This window comes from Cellulomonas sp. ES6 (assembly GCF_030053835.1).
Lineage (GTDB): Bacteria > Actinomycetota > Actinomycetes > Actinomycetales > Cellulomonadaceae > Cellulomonas.
This window is the reverse complement of the sequence record NZ_CP125655.1, coordinates 1,356,256-1,376,326: the sequence shown is the minus strand read 5'-3', so window position 1 is coordinate 1,376,326 and position 20,071 is coordinate 1,356,256. Positions and strand designations below refer to the sequence as shown.

The window sequence follows — 20,071 nt, the reverse complement described above, 5'->3', positions numbered from 1 at the left end:
GCGGACGGCGCGTCCCGCACCCCCCGGGTGCCGTGGACACGGCCGCGCGGACCGCGTCGGATCGAGACCACCGATCTCCGTGATCGACTGGGTGGTCCGCCTCCGCGTGCCCGTCCAGCGTCCCGCGTCGAGGCCACCACACCGTCTCGCCCGTCATCCTCTGCTTCTTGGGAGTCACCGTGTCCGAGGTCAAGCTCGTCGCCACCACCCGTACCGAGTTCGGCAAGGGCGCCGCGCGCCGCCTGCGCCGTGCCCACCAGATCCCCGCCGTCCTCTACGGGCACGGCACCGAGCCGGTGCACGTCGCGCTGCCGGGTCACGAGACCATGCTCGCCGTCAAGCAGGCGAACGCCCTGTTCGAGATCGAGCTCGAGGGCAAGGCCACGCTGGCGCTCGCCAAGGACGTGCAGCGCGACCCGGTCAAGAACGTGATCGAGCACGTCGACCTGCTGATCGTCCGCCGCGGCGAGAAGGTCACCGTCGAGGTCCCGGTCACGGTCGTGGGCGAGTCGGCCCCCGGCACGATCCACATCGTCGAGACCCAGACGCTGACCCTCGAGGCCGAGGCCACGCACCTGCCGGAGCACGTCGAGGTCTCCATCGAGGGCCTCGAGGCCGGCACCGCGCTGACCGCCGGCGAGCTGGCCCTCCCGGCGGGCTCCGTGCTCGAGGGCGACGCGGAGCAGGTCATCGTGACCGTCACCGTCCCGACCGTCTCCGCCGAGGACCGCGCCGCGGACGAGGCCGAGGCCGCCGAGGCCGCCGCGGAGTGATCCGCCCGGCGCGCCCCCGTGCGGGGAGCGCGCCGACCACGCTGGGGACGCCCGGTACCGTGCGACGGTGCCGGGCGTCCGGCATGCGGGGCACCCGCGGGTGCCCGTGACGACGAGAGGGAGTGGCGTCGCGATGAGCGAGGGGCGCTGGCTGGTGGTCGGCCTCGGGAACCCGGGTCCGCAGTACGCCGGCAACCGGCACAACGTCGGGCAGATGGTGCTCGACGAGCTCGCGCGGCGCGCGGGCGCGTCGTTCGGGTCGAAGGGCGGCGTGCTGTCCCGGCGCCCGCAGGCGGCGACGGCGGAGGTGCGCATCGGCACGCTGCCCGGGGGAGCGCCCGGTCCGCGGGCCGTCCTGGCGAAGCCGACCACGTTCATGAACACCTCGGGCGGGCCGGTCGCCGCGCTCGCGCGGTACTACGACGTGCCGCCGGACCGGGTGGTGCTGGTGCACGACGAGCTCGACATCCCGTTCGGCGAGATCAAGCTGAAGCTGGGCGGCGGCGAGGGCGGCCACAACGGCCTGCGGGACACGTCGAAGGCGCTCGGCACGAAGGACTACCTGCGGGTGCGGGTCGGCATCGGCCGGCCGCCGGGGCGGATGGACGCGGCGGACTTCGTGCTGCGCGACTTCGCGAAGCCGGAGCAGAAGGAGCTGCCGCTCCTGCTCGACGACGCCGCGGACGCCGTCGAGCTGGTGGTCACGGAGGGCCTGGAGCGCGCGCAGCTCCGGTTCCACACCCGCACCCGCTGACCGGGTCGCGCGCAGCAGTCCGCTCGAGGTCGTCACCTCGGGCCGAGGTCGTCACGCCGACGTGACGACCTCGGCCTGGGGTGACGACCTCGCGGTGCGTCCGGGGTGCGTCCGGGGTGCGGTGCCGGCGGGTGGGGCGGCGGCGGGTGGGGCGGAGGTCGGCGCGGGAGGGGTGTTGTCGCAGGCCGGGGGCCGGGTGCGGCATCCGGGTGACGCCGGGGGTGGGAGCGCGTCCAGCGCGGGTGTCGTCGCAGGTCAGCGCGAGGCGGATCGCCCATACGGGTGCGAAAGGGGTGAAAACGGACAGATAGGGCGGACCGGGACAAACCCGCTGATATAGCCTCAAGTCACACCAACGCCGCCCGGGGGGACCCTGACATGAGCCTGCTCGACGATCACGACGTGTCGCGCTCCGCCGAGCGCGCCGTCGCGGCGCCGGAGGCCGGACCCTCGACGGAGCACGACGCCGCCGAACGCCGGCGCGCCGCCCGCGGACCACGGCTCTCCTGGGCCTCCGAGCGGCCGTTCCACGAGCCCCTCGGCACCGCCGCCCCGTCCGGGTGGCGCAGCCAGCACGCGACCTACCAGGTCGAGACCCTGGCCCGGGACGTGGTGCTCGCCACCTGCATCCCGACGCTGCTGCTGTTCCTCATGCACGGGGTGTCGCTGCTCCAGCTGTCCTGGGGCCTGATGATCGGCGTGCTGTTCATCGCGATGGTCGCCGTCGAGCGCGGGTACGACCGCCAGGTGATCGGCGACGGCCACCTGGAGTTCGAGGCGGTGATCCGCGGCGGCGTGCTGAGCGCGGCGAGCCTCGCGCTGCTCGCGGTCGGCCTGGACGTCGACGTGCCCCGCACGATCGTGTTCTTCGCGCTGCCCCTCGTGGTGCTGGTGCTCATCACCGCCCGGCACGTCGCCCGCCGCGCGCTGCACCGCCGCCGCGCCGCCGGGGAGTCGATGCGCCGCACGCTGGTGGTGGGGGACGCCTCGTCGATCACCCAGGTCGTGGACGACCTGCGCGGGCTGCCTCAGTACGGGTACCACATCGCCGGGGTGTGCGTGCCGTCGTTCGACGGGCCGCTGCCGCCCCTCGGGGTGCCGGTGCTCGGGTCGGTCTCCGACGTCGTGCAGGTGGCGGTGGACGGGGAGTTCGACGTCGTCATCGTCACCGGGTCCGAGCTGTCCGGGCAGGCGCTGCGCCGGCTGTCCTGGGCGCTGCAGCGCACCCGCACCGAGCTGGTCGTCGCGCCGGGCATCGTCGAGGTGTTCGGGCCGCGCGTCACCCTCGAGCCGACGGCGGGCCTCTCGCTGATCCACGTGAACGCCGCCGAGTCGCGCCGGTCCCGCATCATCGCCAAGCGCGTGTTCGACACCGCGTTCTCCGCCGGGGCGCTGCTCGCGCTGCTGCCGGTCCTGGCCGTCATCGCCGTCGCGGTGAAGGTGACGAGCCCGGGTCCGGTGCTGTTCCGCCAGACGCGGGTCGGCAAGGAGGGCCGCGAGTTCTCCATGCTGAAGTTCCGCAGCATGGTGGTGGACGCCGAGGAGCGGCTCGCGGAGCTGCGCGCGGCGAACCAGGCCGACGGCCCGCTGTTCAAGATGGACCGCGACCCGCGCATCACGCGCATCGGGCACTTCCTGCGCAAGCACTCCCTGGACGAGCTTCCGCAGCTGTTCAACGTGGTCAAGGGCGACATGGCGCTGGTCGGGCCCCGCCCGCCGCTGCCGTTCGAGGTCGCCCAGTACCGCGAGTCGGCGCGCCGCCGCCTGCTGGTCAAGCCCGGGCTCACCGGCCTGTGGCAGATCAGCGGCCGCGCGGACCTGGCGTGGGAGGAGGCCGTGAAGCTCGACCTGCGCTACGTCGAGAACTGGTCGATCGCCTTCGACCTCATGATCCTGTGGCGCACCTTCTACGTCGTCGTGAGCGGGCATGGCGGGCGGTGAGCGCGTCGCGCTGGCGCACGACTACGCCACGCAGCGCGGCGGTGCGGAGCGCGTCGCGCTGGTGATGGCGCAGGCGTTCCCGGACGCGCCGCTGTACACGACGCTCTACCACCCGGACGGCACGTTCCCGGAGTTCGCGCCGCTGGACGTCCGCACCAGCCCGCTGGACCGCGTCGGGCTGCTGCGGCGCCACCACCGGCTGGCCCTGCCGCTGCTGGCGCCGGCCGTCCGGGCGACGCCGATCGAGGCGGACGTCGTCCTCGCGTCGTCGACCGGCTGGGCCCACGGGTTCCCGACACCGGGCCGCAAGGTCGTGTACTGCCACGCGCCCGCGCGCTGGCTCTACCAGACGGACCGGTACCTGGGCCCCGCCGGCGGCGCCCAGCGGTGGCTCGCCGCCCGGGCGCTCGGGCTGCTCGCCCCCGGTCTGCGGCGCTGGGACCGCCGGGCCGCGGGGACCGCCGACCGCTACCTCGCGAACTCGACCGTCACCGCCCGGGCGATCCGGGAGGCGTACGGGATCGAGGCCGAGATCCTGCCCCCGCCGCCCGCCATGCTGCCCGCCGGCGAGGAGACCGCGCCCGACGGCGTCGAGCCCGGGTTCCTCCTGTGCGTCGCGCGGCTGCTGCCCTACAAGAACGTGGACGTCGTCGTGGAGGCGGTGCGCCGGATGCCGGGCACCCGCCTCGTGGTGGTCGGCGACGGCCCCGAGCGGGCGGCGCTCGCCCAGCGGGTGCGCGACCTGCCCCGGGTGAGGCTCGTCGGGCGGGTGGACGACGCCCGCCTGCGCTGGCTGTACCGGCACTGCGCCGCCCTCGTCGCCGCGTCCTACGAGGACTACGGCCTGTCCCCGCTGGAGGCCGCCGCCTTCGGCCGTCCGTCCGTCGTCCTGCGCGACGGCGGCTACCTCGACACCGTCCGTGACGGCATCACCGGGGAGTTCTTCGACGCCCCGGACCCCGACCTGGTGGCCGAGGCCGCCGGGCGCGCGCTGGCCCGCACCTGGGACCCCCGGGTGCTGACGGCGCACGCCGACGAGTTCGCCGCAGGGCGGTTCGTCGAGCGGCTGCACGCGATCGCCCGCGAGGAGCTCGCGCACGCCGCCGGCCCCCGGCCCCGCCTCGAGACCGTCCCGACCGAAAGGCGCCCCCGATGACCCTGCAGGACATGTTCCGGACAGTCTGGTTCGGCAAGTGGCTGGTGCTGGTGTCCGTCCTGGCGGCGCTCGCCGGCGCCTGGCTCTACGTCGACCGGCAGGAGCCGGAGTACGCGGCGGAGGCGACGGTGCAGATCGTCGGGACCGAGACGCTCGCGGACGCCGGCATCCGGCTGGAGAGCGACCCCGCACTGGTGACCGGGGACGCCGTCACCACGACCGCGGCGACCGCCCTGGGCGACCCCGGGCTCGCGGACGACCTCGCGGCCCGGACGTCGGCCGAGTACGCGCTCGAGAGCCCCTCCAACGTCGTCGTCACCGAGACGGGCCTGGACCCGCAGGACACGGTCGACGCCGCGAACGCGGTCGCCACGGCGTACGTCGCGGCGCTGCAGGCGCAGTTCGACGACGACGTCGCGGCGATGCAGAAGCGCCTCGACGCGCTCGCCACGAGCATCGACGAGCAGCAGCAGGCCATCACGGAGTCCCGGCGCGCGGCGGCCGCGGCGGCCGCGAACGCGAACCCCGACGCCCAGGTGGACCCGGTCGAGGGCCTGCTCGAGGCGCAGTACTCCACGACGATGGAGCAGTACCAGACGCTGTCGTCGCAGCTCACGCAGGCCCAGCTGCTGGCCTCGCCGGCCGCGATCCTCCAGAACGCGGTGCACGGCACGCTGGTCAGCCTCCCGCCGATGCTGGTCTACGCCGTCGCCGGCCTGGCGGGCCTGCTGGTCGGCATCGGCCTCGCGGTGGTGCGGCGCGGCCTGGACACCAAGATCCGCACGACGGGCGCCGCGCGCCGCTCGGCGGGTGCTCCGGTGCTCGCCCGCCTGTCCGGCACGGGCGCGGCGCTCAAGTCGTACGAGGCGGAGGGCACGCTCCCGGTGGCCCGCCGCGAGGCCACGGCGTACACCCGGTCCGTCCGCGAGCTCCGCACCGCCCTGCAGGCCGCGGTGGAGAACGACTCGGGCAGCGCGGTGATCGTGGTCACCGCGTCGGACGTCGAGACGCCCCGCTCGTTCGTGGCGGCCAACCTCGCGGCCTCCTGGGCCCTGTCCGGCCGGAGCGTCGTGGTGCTCTCCGGCGACCTGCGCCAGCCGCGGCTCAACGCGCTGCTGCCGGCGTCCGCGGACGCCCCCGCCCCGGCCGGACGCGGCGGCGCCCGCAACCGCACCGCGGCGGTGCCGACCGCGATCCCGCACCTGTCCGTGCACCCGGCGCTCCAGACGGAGCTCGACCCGGCGGACTACCTGGCGAGCGACGAGGTGCGCGCGCTGGTCGAGCAGCTGCGGCGCACCGCGGACGTCGTCATCATCGACGCGCCGCCGATGCTGGTCGCGGCCGACGCCACGATCCTCGGGTCGTACGCGGACGGCGTGCTGCTGGCCGTGACGATCGGCCACACCGCCGCGGCGGCCGTCGAGGAGTCGGCCGAGCGCCTGCGCGCCGCGAACGCCGCGCTGCTGGGCCTCGCGCTCGACGGCGCCGGCGAGCGCCGGCACGTGGCCTACGAGGCGACGTACGCCTACACGGGTGCGGCGGTGGAGACCGAGGACGACGGCGACGCCGCCCCGGCGCCCGGTGCGACCGTGGCCGGGGCGGACGCGCCCGCCGCCGGGCGCGGTGACGCCGCGCGCTCCGAGGGCGACGACGGGCCGGCACCGGCGGACGACGCCGAGCCGGAGGGCGAGCAGGAGGCCGCCGGCGACGGCACGGCGCGCGAGGGCCGGGTCCCGACCCCCGCGTCGGGCCGCGGCGGCCGGGCGCCGGGCGAGCCGGCGCAGGAGCAGGAGGACTCCGAGGACCGCGCCCGGGAGGACCGCGCGCCGGTCGCCGCCGAGACGACGTGACCACCGGACGCGGTGCGCCGCGTGACGCCGCCGCGCTGGGCGAGCCGCACGTGCCGCACGGGCCGCACGGGCCGGGCGCACCGGGCGCGCCGCACGCCCCGGTGCGGGTGGTCGTGCTGGACCACACCGCGGAGCTGGGCGGCGCCGAGCTCGCGCTGCTGCGCACGTGCCGCGCGCTGGACCCGGCCCGGGTCGCGGTGACGGTCGTGCTGTTCTCCGACGGTCCGCTGCGCGAGCGCCTGCGCGAGGCGGGCGTGGCGGTGCGGGTGCTGCCGCTGGACCCGGCCGTCGCCCGCACCGACCGCGCGACGGCGGGGCGCTCGGTGCTCGGGGCGGCGCGGTCCGCGGTCGCGACCGCGCCGTTCGTGGCCCGGCTCGGCCGCCTGCTGCGGGAGCTGGACGCGGACGTGGTCCACACGACGTCGCTCAAGGCGGACCTGCTCGGTCTGCCGGCCGCGGCGCTCGCCCGGCGGCCGCTCGTCTGGCACGTGCACGACCGGATCGCGGACGACTACCTGCCGGGCGGGCTCGCCCGGGTGCTGCGGGCGGTCGCGCGCCGCGGGCCCCGGCACGTCGTGGTCAACTCGCACGCGACCGCCGCGACCCTGCTGCCGCTGCGCCGGGGCTGGACGCTCGCGTACCCCGGTCTCGCGCCGGAGCAGGTCGCGGCGGACCCCGCGGCGCGGCCGGTCCCGGAGGTCCCGGTCGTCGGCCTGGTGGGGCGGATCAGCCCGACCAAGGGCCAGCGCGAGTTCGTCGAGGCGTGCACCCTGCTGGCCGAGCGGTTCCCCGCGGCCCGGTTCCGGGTGGTGGGCGCGTCCCTGTTCGCCGAGGCGGCCTACGAGGCGCAGGTGCGCGAGCTGGCCGCCCGGCGCGGGCTGGACGGACGGCTGGAGTGGACGGGCTGGGTCGCGGACCCGGTCGCCGAGGTGGACGGGCTGTCCGTGCTGGTGCACGCGTCGCCGGTGCCCGAGCCGTTCGGGCAGGTCGTCGCCGAGGGGATGGCCCGCGGCGTGCCCGTGGTCGCGACCGCCGGCGGCGGCGTCGACGAGCTCGCCGTGGCGGCCGACGGCACGGAGCGCTGCCTGCTGGTCCCGCCGCGTGACCCGGCGGCGCTGGCCGCGGCCGTCGCGCGCGTGCTGGAGCGCCCGCAGGAGGCCGCCGCGCGGGCGGACCGGGCGTGGAAGGACGTGCAGGCGGAGTTCGCCGTCGAGCGCACGGCCGACCGGCTGACCACGGTGTGGGAGCGGGTCAGCCGGCGCGGACGCGGCTGAGCACCTCCGCCATCTCCCGGACCCGGTCGGACCAGCGGGGCACGTCGGCGTCGGCCGGCGGCCGCAGCGGGAACCGAGGCCCGGTGGCGTCGGCCCCGGTCGCGTCGGCGTCCGCGAGCACGCGGGCGACGACGTCCGGCAGGTGCTGCGGCGACGCCGTGGTCACGCGGTCCGGCGGCTGGTCGCGGAACCCGGCGACGGGCGTCGCCACGATCGGGCGGCCCACCGCCAGGTACTCGTACAGCTTGATCGGGTCCAGCGAGTCGGTGAAGTCGTCGACGACGTGGGGCACGACGAGCGCACCGGCGTGCTGCAGGTACGCGGGGACCAGCGCGGCCGGGCGGGCGCCGAGCAGCAGGGCGCCCGCGGCCTCGAGCCGCGTCAGGTCGAGCGGGTCCAGCAGCGGCGGCCCGACCAGCACGAGCCGGGAGCCGGTCGCCCGCAGGTGCGTCGCGAGCCGCAGGCACGCGTCGACGTCGAGCCGGTCGGGGTGCAGGGTCCCGACGTACACCGCGTACGGGCCGTCCGGCAGGTCGGCCGGGCGGGGCGCGGGCGTGCGGTAGGCGTCCACGTCGACGGCGTTGGTCAGCAGCGTCACGGGGCGGTCGGCGCCCTTCGCGCGCACGAGCGCGGGGGAGCAGACGACGACCTCCGCGCAGCGCTCCATCAGCACCCGCTCGGCGGCCTCGAGGCGCTCGTGCTCGGCGGGCTCGCGGACGGCGCGCAGCCAGTCGTCGGTGACGTCGTACAGCGCCCGCCAGCCGGTGGCGCGCAGCACGGCGGCACCGCCCGGGTCGTTCACCCACAGCACCGGGTCCGCCATGCCGAGCCGCCGGGCCACGCGGGCGACCGCCCGGGCCCGCCGGTCGTCACCGCCCGCGTCGAGACGGCGCGGCAGCCACTTGGTCGGCCGGTACGCCCACGCCCGGCCGGCGGGGGCGCCGTCCTGCGGGCCGAGCCGCCGCACCGGGCGGCCGAGGGTGGGCTGGGCACCGCGGCGCAGGTCGTGCAGGTGGTCGACGGGCGGCTCGACGAACAGCACGCGCAGCCCCGGGTCGTCGGCCAGGAGCCCCGCGACGAGGTGCTGGTTGCGGCGCCACACCTCGTCCCACGGCTCCAGGGACACCACGACGAGGTCGCGGCGGTCGTCCGGGGCCGCGGAGCGCCGCACGGAGGCGTGGGTCGCGGCGGTCACCGGCGCACCGCCCCGGGCAGACCGGGCAGACCGGGCACGTCGGGCGCACCGGTCGCCGCGGCACCCGCCGTCGGGGCCCCGGCGGGTCCGGCGGCCCCGGGCGCCCCGCCCGCGACCGGCCGCGTCCCGCTCTCCCCGCCGAGCACCGCCGCGTACACCGCGGCGACGCCGTCGGCGTGCGTGCCGAGGTCGAAGTGCTGCTGCTGCACCGCCCGGAGCTCCTCGCCGTAGGCGGCGCGGCGCTCCGGGTCGCGGGCGAGCCGGGCGAGCGCGGCGCCCGCCGCGGGGACGTCGTCGGCGGGCACGAGCACCGCCCCGTCCGCGGACCCCACGGTCTCGTCGTGCCCGCCGCCGCGCCCCGCGACGACCGGGGTCCCGTGCGCCATGGCCTCGACCACCGACAGGCCGTAGGGCTCGTCGGGCCGGGGGGCGAGGAAGATCCCCGCGGTCGTGAGCAGCGCGTCGACGTCGGACCGCGCGCCGAGGAACCGCGTGGTCGCCGCGACCCCGAGCTCGGCGGCCAGGCGCTCCAGCGCGGGCCGCTCGGCCCCGGACCCCGCCACGAGCAGCTCCCAGCCGGCGTCGGCGAGCCCGCTGGCCGCCCACACGCGCAGGCCGAGGTCCGTCCGCTTCTCCGCCTCGAGCCGCTGCGCCATGAGCACGACGGGGCGGCGGGCGGGCGCCACCTCGCCGTCCACCCGCGGCACGGACGGCACGCCGGGGTGCACGACGGTCGACGCGCCGTCCACGCGGTCGGCCACGAACCGGCTGATCGCGACCTGCGCCGCGATCCGCGGCCCGACGACGCGGGCCACGAGGCGCCCGGCCGCGGAGGATCCCCGGCGGTCCGCGAAGTGCCGCGTGGCGACGACGGGGGCGCGGCCCGCGACGACCGCCGCGAGCTCGGCGGCGGTCATGTGCGCGTGCACCAGGCGGGTGTCGACCCGCCGCAGGGCGGCCGCGGCGCGCGGGGGCGTCGGCGCGGGCGCCCACCGGACGCCGGAGCCGGCCAGCTCGGCGGGCATCCGGTCCGCCGCACCGCCGAGGACGTGCACGCGCAGGCCGCGGGCGTCCTGCGTGCGGGCGAGGGTGGTCACGTAGCGCTCGACACCCGCGAAGGCGTCGGTGCACACGACGTGCACGACGTCGGTGGTCACGAGTGCTCCCGGTGGCCGATCGGCAGGGGCAGACGGCGCCGGTGGGGCCGCTCGGGGCGGGCGTGCCGGGCGCGGCGGCCCTCCTCGCTGTCCGCGCTGCCCGGTCCGCGCCGCTCGGGCGGTGGTGGCGCCACCCGGGGCGGCAGCCCGTCCTCCCCGGCGCCGGACCGGGCGGCGTGCGCCTGCGCCCCGAGGCAGATGCCGGCGATCACGAACGGGATGGACACCTGCGCGGCGACCCAGAACAGGTCGAACTGGCCCTGCACGAGGCGCATGAGCACCAGGACGAACGCGAGGGTGCCGTAGCGGGAGTCGACCCGCCACAGGATGACGAGGATCGCCAGGAACATGACGAGGAACCCGACGAGGCCGACGATGCCGCCCGACGACAGCATCTCGAACTCGGCGTTCGGCGGCTGGAACTTCTCGTCGAACCGGTCGGTGTACCACCAGCGCAGGCCGGCGCCGAACCAGGGGTACTGCTCCCAGATCAGCAGCGACTGCCGGAACCAGATCAGGCGCTGGTAGGCCGAGTTGTACTGGTCGCCGGACTCGAGCTGGTCCTGCACGAGGGTGCCGACGACGAGGGCGCCGCCCGCGACCGCGAGCAGCACGACCTTCGAGCGGTGCCGGTGGGGGTCGGGGCGCAGGGCCACGACGGCCACGGCGACGGCGAGCCCGATCAGCGCCTGGCGGGACTGCGCGACGAGGATGCCCGCGACGAACAGCACGAACAGGGCGAGGCACACGAGGTCGTTCCACCGCAGCCACCGCGGGCGGGCGTAGACGACGATCGCCGCGAAGGCCAGCACGCACCCGATGTAGTTCTTGTGCATGAGGAACGGCTCGTTGAGGTACACCGGCGCGGTGCTGCCGTGCGCGAGGTTCACCACGAACTGCGTCAGCGCGGCGAGCGTCACCACGACGGCCCCGGCCACGTAGAGCCCGAGCGCGAGCCGGGCGTGCCCGGCGGCGCCGATCGCCCAGCCGACCAGCAGGGCGCCCCCGACCAGCAGCCAGGAGTGCAGCCACTCGACGGCGTTCGCCACGTAGGGGTTCGCGATGACGGTGAACAGGACGGTGGCCTGGTAGAACGCGGTCGCCCACAGCACGCCGCGCATCGCGCCGGTCAGGGGTCGGCGGGCGAACAGCAGCGCCGGCCAGAACCCCGCGAACAGGACGAGGTCCGACAGGGACAGGGCCCCGCCCACCCGGTTCACCAGCAGCAGGAACGGCATGCCGAGCACCGGGATCGCCAGCGGCTCCCGCAGGGTGAGGCCGACCACCAGGACGAGCACGCCCGCGCCGAGCGTGAGCCAGGGCTGCACGGACGTGAGCAGCACCAGCACGACGCCCAGGGCGGCGAGCCCCGCGGCGAGCGCCACCCGGCGCGTCACCCCCGCGCCGGGGACGCGCTCGAGCACGCCCGGCGGCGGCGGAGCCCCGTGCGGCTCGACCCCGGGGGCGAGCGCGGAGCCGGGCGCCGAGGCGAGCGCCGAGCCGAGCGCCGCCGGGGGACCGGGCGGGGCGGGTGGCGTGGTCGTGGTCATGCGGCGGGCTCCCGCTCGTCGACGGACTCGGGCAGGGGGCGCGCGCCGGGACCCGGCGCAGCGGGCGGGACGGGCGCGGCGGCCCCGGCGGTCCCGCCGCCGCGCGGCGCGCGCAGGTCGCCCAGCGCCTGCTCGGCGCGCACCGGCCCGCCCAGGTAGAGCCGCAGCCGCAGCCGGGCGGCGCGGCCGCGGTCCCCGGGGAGCAGCGCGCGGGGCACGGCCCCGAGGGCGACGGCCGCGCGGGCGGACGCCCACCCGGTGGCGCCGTGGTGCCGGCGCAGGTAGCGCTCCTGGCCGGCGTGGAAGTGCGTCTCCCGGCGGGCCGGGTCGGAGCTGGTCCCGCCGCCGGCGTGCTGGGCGACGACCTCCGGGACGACCGCCGACCGCCACCCGGCGTCGTGCGCCCGGCGCTGCCAGTCGGTCTCCTCGGAGTACAGGAAGTACGACTCGTCGAACCCGCCGACCCGGGCGAGCGCCTCGGCGCGCAGCAGCAGCACGGAGCCGATCACGAAGCCGTCCCCGCGGTCCGGGCCGAGCCCGAGGCCCGCCGCCTGCCGCCAGGCGGCGCGGGGGGTGGGGAACGGCCACCGGACGCGGGCGGGCTCCCCATCCTCGTCGACCTGCGCGGGGCCGACGGCGGCCAGGTCGGGCTCGGCGCGCAGCCGCTCGTGCAGCGCGGCGATCCCGTCCGGGTCCACGCGCGCGTCCGGGTTGAGCAGCAGCACGTCCGCGCCGGGCAGCAGCCGGTGCGCGAGCGCGTGGTTGACGGCGGCCCCGAACCCGAGGTTGGCGCCGGGGTCGAGGTAGCGCGCGCCGGCCGCCTCGGCCACGGCGCGGACGTCGGGGTCCCCGGAGTTGTCGACCACGGTGACGGGCAGCGCGCCGGCGACGGGGGCGAGGGCGCGCCGGAGGAGGTCGGCCGCGCCGTACGCCACGACGACCACCTCGACGCCCCGGTCGGTGCCGGGCTCCGCGCCGGTGGCCCCGGCGTCCGCGGCGGACCCGGCGGGCAGCAGCCCGCGGTACAGGGCCTCGTACCGCTCGGCGATCGCGTCCCACGTGTACTCCGCGGCCCGCCGCAGCCCGGCCTCGCGCAGCCGCGCGGCGTGCTCGGGGTCGTCGAGCACCGTGCGCAGGGCACCGGCGAGGGCGGGGGCGTCGCTGGGCGGGACGAGCACGCCGGCCCCGCCGACGACGTCGCGCAGCGCGCCCGAGTCGGACGCCACGACGGGGACCCCGGCGGCCATCGCCTCGACGGCGACCCGGCCGAACTGCTCCAGCCAGCCGGGCGCGGCGACGGACGGCACGGCGAGCACGCCGATGCCGCGGTAGAACGCGGCGAGCTCCGCCCCGGCGAGGTGCCCGTGGAACGTGACGCGCCCGGCGAGGGCGGGGGAGGACGCCCGGCGCCGCAGGGCGGCCTCGTGCGGGCCGGCGCCGGCGATGGCGACGTGCAGGCCGGGGTCGGCCTCGGCGGCGTCGAGCAGCACGTCGAGGCCCTTGTGCGGCGCGAGGAGGCGGCCGACGTAGCCGGTGCGAGCGGGGGCAGCCGCACCGGCTACGCCGGCGTCCGTGGGCGCCGGGCCGGTCTGCTCGACGCCGAGCCCGATGACGTGCGCGGGGGCGGTCAGCCCCTTGGCGCGCAGCACGTCGCCGGCCTCGGTGTTGCAGACGCTGACGGCGCCGGCGTGGCGCAGGGCCCGGCGCTCCCACCACCGGAACGGCGGCGGGTAGCGCTTGGCGATGTTCTGCGCGGAGTACAGGACGTAGGGGACCCGGGACCGCCGCAGCGCGCGCAGCAGCAGCACCTCCGCCGTCGCGAGGGCGGCGGGCTCCTCGTGGATGTCGAGGACGTCCCACCGCTCGCCGAGGGCGCGCCAGATCGGCCGCGGGTCGTAGAGGAAGACGTTCGGGTGCCGGCCGACGGTGCGGACGCCGACGACGTCCTCGCCGGGCTGCGGGTCCAGGTCGACGTCCCGGCCGCCCTCCTCCCAGCGGCGGGCCGAGAGCGTGCGGACCTCGAGGCCGCGGGCGCGCAGGGCGGCCTCGCGACCGCGCCACGCCGTGACGACGGCGCTGTGGGAGATCCGCAGGACGCGCATGGTGACCATCGTGCCGGTCACCGGAACAAAACGGACAATTGGTGCAAGAGGTTCACCCGACCGGCGTGGGTGAAACACCGGCGACCTCCGCGAGCACGCCGTCGAGCACGCCGCGGGCCCAGCGCCAGTCGCGCGCCTCGGCCCGGCGGCGGCAGCGCGCGCCCACCTGCCGGCGCAGCGTCTCGTCGTCGGCCAGCGCCTCGAGCGCCGCCGCGAGGTCGTCCGGGTCGTCCGGCCGCACGGCCACGCCCGCGTCGCCCAGCACCTCCGGGATCCCGCCGGCCGCCGACGCCACCACGGGCACGCCCGAGGCCATGCCCTCCATGACGGTGAGCGCGAACGGCTCCGCCCACCGCGAGGGGACCACCACGACGTCGGCCTGCCGGTAGAGCTCCGCGACCTCGGCCCGCGCGGTGAACGGCAGCATCCGGACCCGGTCGCCGAGCGCCGCCGCCCGCTCCCGCAGGTCGCGCTCGTAGGGGGAGGGCCGGGCGCCCGCGTCGAAGTTCTGCGAGCCGACGAGCGTCAGCGCCACGTCGTCCCGGCCGAGGCGCTCGACCGCGGAGACCAGCACGTCCGCGCCCTTGTCGGGGATCATCCGGCCGACGAACAGCACGCGCAGCCGCTCGCCGCGCGCGGGGTCGGCCCGCGGGGCGAACCGTGCGGTGTCGACCCCGTTGGGCACCACCCGCAGCCGGTCGCGCAGCCGCGCGGGCAGGTGCGCCGCGGTCTGCTCGGCGAGCGCGGCGCTGACGCAGACGATCGCCGCCGCGCGCCCGAGCACCCGGTCCGCCTCGCGCGGGGAGTACGTGCGCAGCAGCAGGTTGTGCGCGTACAGCACGGCCGCGTGCCGCTCGTGCACCAGCGGCACGAGCTGCGGCGCGTTGTGCGCGAGCACCACGCCGGGGTCCCAGTCGTCCTGCGCCGCGAGGGTCGGGCGCAGCGTCCGGCGGACGCCCGGCCGGGGGAGGCCGAGCCGTCCCGCGGCGGCGTCCAGGTAGCGGTCCGTGCGGCGCGCCGCGGCCTGCGGGTAGCCCACCGCCTCGGCGCTCGGGTAGCGGTCGGGGTAGGTGCCGTCGGCGACCACGACGCGCGGGCGCGGGGTCGTGCCCGCGGGCAGGGCGGCGCACAGCCCGTCGACGACCGTCGGGATGGCCGACCCCGTCCGGGGCGAGAAGTGGTCCCCGGGCGTGAGGACGTGCACCTCCGGGACCCGGGCGGCCGGGACGCCACCCGGAGCCGCGTCCGCCGTCGCGCCTCCCGCCACCGCGCTCACCGCCGCGAGCTCCGCGGCTGCAGGCCCAGCGCCGCCCACACGTCCGCGGCGGGCCCGCGCCAGCGCGGCAGCGTCCACGCCACCGGGATCGTCGCCAGGCATCGGGCCGTCTCGGCGGCGTCCAGGGGCGAGGACAGCACGCCGCGCACCAGCTCGACGCTGACCTTCGTGTGGGGGAACGCGAACCGGACGGACGCCTTCGGGGCGTGCCACGCGATCTGCGCCTGGCCCTGCGCGGAGAACTGCTCGGCGTGCCGGCGCTGCAGGAACAGCTGTTCCGGGACCAGGGCGAACGGCCCGCGGCACGCCAGCTCCGCGAGGATCACGAGGTCGTTGCCGACCGTCGGCCGGATGCCGCGCGTGCTGCGCAGGGCCTCGGTGCGGTGCAGGCCGTAGAAGATGTGGGCGGCCTGCGCCCGCAGGAAGTGCGCCATCCGCTCGTGCGGCGTCGGCTCGTCGCAGGCCAGGTCGGCGTCGTTGAGGTCCTCGGTGACCAGGCCGCCGGCGTCGATGATCTGCGTGCGCGGGTAGACGAGCACCGTCGCGGGGTCGGAGTCGGCGAACACCTCCAGGCACCGGCGCACGAAGGCGGGGCGCCGGATGTCGTCCGCGGCGGCCCACGTGAAGTAGGGCGCCCGCGCGAGCTCGACGAGGTGGTTGAAGTTCCACCGCCCGCCGCGGTTCTCCGCCTGCCGGACGTACCGGATGCGCGGGTCCTCGGCGGCCGCCGCGCGGCAGATCTCCTCGGTGGCGTCGGTGGAGGCGTTATCGGAGATGACGATCTCGATGTCCTCCTCGTCCTGCGCGCGCACGGAGTCGAGGGCGGCGGGCAGGTACTTCTCCCCGTTGTAGACGGGGATCCCCACGGTGGCCCGGGGTGGCATGGCGACCTCCTGGTCGGCGGGAGCGGGTCGGACGGGGTCAGGGGCCGTACGCGGCGAGGCTGACGAGGGAGACCGGCCAGGTCGGTTCCGGCCGCACCGGCTCCCACGCGGGGAGCAGGCCGCCGGTCTGGCCGCCGTAGTTCGCGCTGGGGATGGTGACGTCGCGCTGCTCGGTGGTCGGGACGGTGACGCGCACGGCCGTCGCCTCGACCGGGTCGAACCGCACGACGTGGGTGCGCTCGAGGAACGCGCCCGTGACGCGGCCGACCTCGGTCCAGGCGCCGTCGGCGTCCTCGACCTCGACGACGGCGTCCTTGAGGCCCGCCGTGCAGCACCGGATGCCGGCCGAGCCGACCACCACCCGGTCGAGGGTCGTCGCCTCCGGCAGCGTCGCGGTGACCCACGGGCTGACGTCCGGCTCGCCGTCGGTCGTCGGGCCGGCCCGCCACGGGTCCGCCAGGGCGCCGGCGGCCGTGACGAGGGTCGCGACGTCGCCGGCGGAGGTGGACGACGCGGTGACGTCGGCGTCCGCGAGCAGGTTCGCCCCGCCGTCGAGCGCCGCCACCCGCAGCCCGGCGCCCGCCGGCGCGGACAGGTACTGCGGCGCGCCGGTGACGCGCAGGCGGGTCGACTCCCCGGCGGCGACGTCCACCGTGCGGGTGCCGCCGTACACGTCGGTGACGGTCACGGACGCGTCCTCGTCGGCGAGCAGGGCCACGTCGGTGACGGCGTCCAGCGTCCACACCGCGAGCAGCGGCTCGGCGGCCGGCCCGTCGTCCGCCCCGGGCACCGGTCCGACGGTCATCGCGCGCACCGTCGGGTCCTCCACGTCGGCCTGCTCGGCGGCGGGGCGCCCGGCCAGCAGGTCGCCGACCGTCGCCATCGCCAGCGCGCCCGGCTTCACGAACGAGCCGACCTGCACCAGCGACCAGGTGTTGTTGCCCTCGCCCCAGCCGCCCTCGCTGAAGAAGTACATCCACGCGTCGACGCCGAGCTCGCTCTGCCACAGCGACGTGCGGGCGACGTCGTACGCCTGGCCCCACTCGTTCGCCGGGCCGTCGGACCACCAGCCGGACTCCGTGTTCCACACCGGCACGTCGTCGCCGCACGCCGCGAGCACCTCGCGCAGCTGGGTGATCTGCCCGATCGGGCCCTGCTCGCCCTCCTCGTCCCACGACCGGTTGAAGCCGGTGTACGGGTGGATGCCCACGACGTCCCAGGAGTCGCAGGCACCGGCGTCCACGGCCTGCCGGTACCAGGGCACGACGACGTTCAGCGCGTTCCCGCCGATCACCCGAGCCTGCGGGTCGATCGCGTGCACCGCCGCGGCGAACGGCTCCAGCACCTGCTCGACGTAGGAGGCCCCGTCCCCGAACCCGGTGTTGTTCGGCTCGTTCCACGGCGCCCACAGGTGCACGTCCGGGGCGCCCTCGTGCACCGCCGTCACGATCGCGGTGACCCAGTCGCCCCAGGTGCCGTCCGCCACGGCCTGCTGGGCGCGCTCGTCCGCCTCGCCCACCTGCACGTACAGGTTCACGCCGCGCTCGGCCGCCTCGGTGGCCGCGGCCGCGAGCCCGGCGAACGGGTCGTCCTCGGTCGCGCCCGGGATGGCCGACAGGTTCAGCGCGCCGACGGACGGCGCCGCGTCCTCCGGCACCATGCCCGCGACGTCGAGCTGCACGCGGTGCGTCCCCAGGCCGAGCTCGTCGGCGAGCTGCACGCCGCGCAGCGGGCCGGCGCCGCCCCAGTCCGCGCCGTCCGCGAGGCCGTCCGGGTCGAACGTCGCGCCCGGCGCCCCGACCGCGTACCGCAGGCACGTCGCGGTGCGGACCTCGCCGGTGGCCTTCTCGACCAGCGTCGCGTGCACCTGGTACGGGCCCGGCCGGGCCGCCGGCAGGTCCAGGGGCACCTCGCCGCCGCCCTCGGGGATCGCGACGGTGCCGCTCACGGTCTCGACGGCGGGCTGCGCCCACGGGTCGCCGCTCACCTCGTAGCGGACCTCGTAGTCGTCCGCGACGGTGCCCCACCACGGGTCGAACTGCGCGTGCACGGCCGGGGTCTGCCCGTCCGCGAAGTAGTCGTACGTCGCGTCGGTGGCGAGCCCCGCGCCGTAGCCCAGCTTGTCGGTCGTCCCCGACACCGAGACGTTCCAGGTGATCGGCGCGTCCAGCAGGGTGCGCAGCCCCGTGGCGGACACGCGGCTGAGCTGCACCCCGCCGCTCTCGGCCGGGGAGAGGAAGTAGTAGTCGTCGCCCGCCCGGGTCAGGGGGGTGTGGTCCGCGAGCCGGAACGTCGACCCCTGGCCCTCGCCGGACAGCGCGATGCCGCGCCACATCCCGTCCGGCCCGATCTCGACGACGCGCCAGGTGGGGCCCGACACGAGGAACCCGTCGCCGTCCGGGGCCGGGGCCACGCCGGACGGGTGGTCGAGGGTCTGCGCGCGCCCGTTGCCGGAGTCGGTCGTCATGGTGCCGCCGACCTGCAGCAGCACGCCGCCCTCCGCGTCGTAGCGGGTCAGCGTCGTGTACGAGGACTCGCCGTCGGCGTCGCTCAGCACGAACAGCGAGCCGTCCGGCTGCGGGTAGAACCGCGGGTACCAGTCCCAGGCCAGCTCGGGCCCGTCGGCCACGGTGCCGTCGGCGTGCAGCAGCACCAGTGTGCGCGAGCGCTCGAACGCCACGGCGGCCACCGCGTCGTCGTCGCCCGCGGTGAACGGCAGGACGTCGATGACGCGGCCGTCGCCCGCGTCCGCGAGGTCCCACACCGTCGCCGGCTCGTCGCCCTCGGTCCACGACCCGACCTGCCGGCCGTCCGCGGAGCCGGTCGGGGCGATGACGTCGCCGTCGGGGGAGAGCGTGAACGTGTCCGGCGCGGAGCCCCCGCGCGGCGCCGTCACCGTGACCACGCGCTCGGCGTCGCCGTCCGGGGACCACACGGTCACGACGGCCGCGTCGCCGTCGTCCGCACGGGCCAGCGTCGCCACGTGGTCGCCCACGGCCTCGAGGCCCGCCGGCTCGCCGCCACCCGACGCGACCAGGTCCGGCACCAGCGCGGTCGGCTCCACCGACGGGGCGTCCGCCGCGAGCGCCGCGAACCGCCCCGGGTCCGCGACGCCGCACATCCGCGCGGCCGGGACGCCCGCGGGCGGGGCGTCCTCACCGGTCGCGGACACGGCGGCCTCCCGGTCGCGGGTCAGCGCCACCGTCGTGCCCGTCGCGACGACGGCGCCCGCGACGACGACCGCCGCCACCGCCCAGCGCGCGCGCCCACGGTCCCCGCCCGGCCTCGAGCCCACGGTGCTGGTCACGTCGTCCCCCTCGGAGCCGGCACGTCAGATCACGTCCGCGAAGCCACGTTCCATCTTCGAGAAGACGAGGGCGCCGCCGGCGAACACGACGACGCTGACGACGGCCGTGGCGACCATCTGCCACGGGGCCGGCTGGGCGAGGTCGAGCAGCGCCCAGCGGAAGCCCTCGAGCACCCACGTCAGCGGGTTGATGTCGAACAGCCAGCGGATGCTCTCGCCCACCTCGGACAGCGAGTACGCCAGCGGGCTCGCGTACAGCAGCGTCTGCAGCGCGAACGGCACCACGTACGCCACGTCGCGGAACTTCACCATGAGCGCCGAGCACGCCATGCCGAGACCGGAGCCCAGCAGGATGACCGCCAGCACCCACAGCGGCAGCGTCACGATCGCCCACCCGGGCTGCACGCCGTACACCAGCAGCAGCACCACCATGAGGGCGGACGCCACGAGGAAGTCCACCAGCACGGACAGCACCGACGACAGGGGCACCAGCATCCGGGGGAAGAACACCTTCGACACCAGCGCCTGGTTGTTCACCAGCGACGGCGCCGCCCGGGACACGATGCCGTTGAACAGCGTCCACGCGAGCATCCCGGCGAACGAGAACACGAAGTACGGCACGCCGTCGCTCGACAGGTTCGCGATCTGCCCGAAGACGACCGAGAAGATGCCGGCGCTCAGCAGCGGCTGCAGCACCACCCAGATGACGCCGAGCGCCGTCTGCCGGTAACGCAGCTTGAGGTCCCGGGTGCCGAACCGGGTGAAGACCTCGCGGGCCTCCCACAGCTCGCGGACGGACGGCAGCGGCAGCCGGCCGGGCGGGGTGATGACGATCGCGCGCGTGGCCATCGC

At 76.8% G+C, this 20,071-nt stretch carries 14 protein-coding genes; 6 read left to right on the top strand and 8 right to left on the bottom strand.

All coding sequences use genetic code 11. The annotated features are described in order from the left end of the window. The first annotated feature begins 179 nt into the window (after window positions 1-179). The 6 genes from P9841_RS06445 to P9841_RS06420 all read left to right on the top strand — a co-directional run bounded on the left by P9841_RS06445 (window position 180) and on the right by P9841_RS06420 (window position 7,748). Complete coding sequence (locus P9841_RS06445) at window positions 180-773, top strand: 50S ribosomal protein L25/general stress protein Ctc (protein ID WP_283321209.1); 594 nt, start codon at window positions 180-182, stop codon at window positions 771-773. Between the two features lie 133 nt (window positions 774-906). Then, window positions 907-1,527 carry an aminoacyl-tRNA hydrolase gene (gene pth / locus P9841_RS06440; RefSeq protein WP_283321208.1) on the top strand — a complete coding sequence of 207 codons (621 nt, stop codon included), beginning with the start codon at window positions 907-909 and terminating at the stop codon, window positions 1,525-1,527. Window positions 1,528-1,905: 378 nt separating this feature from the next. Next, a complete protein-coding gene (locus tag P9841_RS06435; protein WP_283321207.1) occupies window positions 1,906-3,468 on the top strand; it encodes a sugar transferase in 1,563 nt (520 codons plus the stop codon). Further along, window positions 3,455-4,624 carry a glycosyltransferase gene (locus tag P9841_RS06430; RefSeq protein ID WP_283321206.1) on the top strand — a complete coding sequence of 390 codons (1,170 nt, stop codon included), beginning with the start codon at window positions 3,455-3,457 and terminating at the stop codon, window positions 4,622-4,624. The genes P9841_RS06435 and P9841_RS06430 overlap by 14 nt, the downstream gene beginning before the upstream one ends. An 11-nt stretch (window positions 4,625-4,635) precedes the next feature. Then, the gene (locus P9841_RS06425) at window positions 4,636-6,474 is read left to right on the top strand and encodes a tyrosine-protein kinase domain-containing protein (RefSeq protein ID WP_283321205.1); all 1,839 of its coding nucleotides are present in this window, start codon (window positions 4,636-4,638) and stop codon (window positions 6,472-6,474) included. Next, window positions 6,471-7,748, top strand: coding sequence for a glycosyltransferase (locus tag P9841_RS06420; protein WP_283321204.1), 1,278 nt, complete (start codon window positions 6,471-6,473; stop codon window positions 7,746-7,748). Before P9841_RS06425 ends, P9841_RS06420 begins: the two co-directional genes overlap by 4 nt. Here the strand turns inward: P9841_RS06420 and P9841_RS06415 are convergent. The 8 genes from P9841_RS06415 to P9841_RS06380 are packed head-to-tail and all read right to left on the bottom strand — an operon-like array spanning window position 7,726 to window position 20,068. Continuing rightward, window positions 7,726-8,943 (bottom strand): glycosyltransferase, encoded by a 1,218-nt coding sequence (locus P9841_RS06415; protein ID WP_283321203.1) that lies wholly within the window; start codon window positions 8,941-8,943, stop codon window positions 7,726-7,728. The two genes, P9841_RS06420 and P9841_RS06415, sit on opposite strands and share 23 nt — an antisense overlap. Further along, complete coding sequence (locus P9841_RS06410; protein WP_283321202.1) at window positions 8,940-10,100, bottom strand: glycosyltransferase family 4 protein; 1,161 nt, start codon at window positions 10,098-10,100, stop codon at window positions 8,940-8,942. Before P9841_RS06410 ends, P9841_RS06415 begins: the two co-directional genes overlap by 4 nt. Then, window positions 10,097-11,650, bottom strand: a complete 1,554-nt coding sequence (locus P9841_RS06405) for an O-antigen ligase family protein (RefSeq protein ID WP_283321201.1) — start codon at window positions 11,648-11,650, stop codon at window positions 10,097-10,099. The genes P9841_RS06410 and P9841_RS06405 overlap by 4 nt, the downstream gene beginning before the upstream one ends. Then, window positions 11,647-13,752 carry a glycosyltransferase gene (locus tag P9841_RS06400; RefSeq protein WP_283321200.1) on the bottom strand — a complete coding sequence of 702 codons (2,106 nt, stop codon included), beginning with the start codon at window positions 13,750-13,752 and terminating at the stop codon, window positions 11,647-11,649. The genes P9841_RS06405 and P9841_RS06400 overlap by 4 nt, the downstream gene beginning before the upstream one ends. Before the next feature lie 52 nt (window positions 13,753-13,804). Further along, the gene (locus tag P9841_RS06395; RefSeq protein WP_283321199.1) at window positions 13,805-15,028 is read right to left on the bottom strand and encodes a glycosyltransferase family 4 protein; all 1,224 of its coding nucleotides are present in this window, start codon (window positions 15,026-15,028) and stop codon (window positions 13,805-13,807) included. Beyond that, window positions 15,025-15,912: a glycosyltransferase family 2 protein gene (locus tag P9841_RS06390; RefSeq protein ID WP_283321198.1), complete on the bottom strand. Its 888-nt coding sequence runs from the start codon at window positions 15,910-15,912 to the stop codon at window positions 15,025-15,027. Before P9841_RS06390 ends, P9841_RS06395 begins: the two co-directional genes overlap by 4 nt. 37 nt (window positions 15,913-15,949) lie before the next feature. After that, on the bottom strand, window positions 15,950-19,219 hold the full coding sequence (locus tag P9841_RS06385) for a galactose-binding domain-containing protein (RefSeq protein ID WP_283321197.1): 3,270 nt from the start codon (window positions 19,217-19,219) through the stop codon (window positions 15,950-15,952). A gap of 24 nt (window positions 19,220-19,243) precedes the next feature. After that, a complete protein-coding gene (locus tag P9841_RS06380; RefSeq protein WP_283321196.1) occupies window positions 19,244-20,068 on the bottom strand; it encodes an ABC transporter permease in 825 nt (274 codons plus the stop codon). Window positions 20,069-20,071 lie beyond the last annotated feature (3 nt).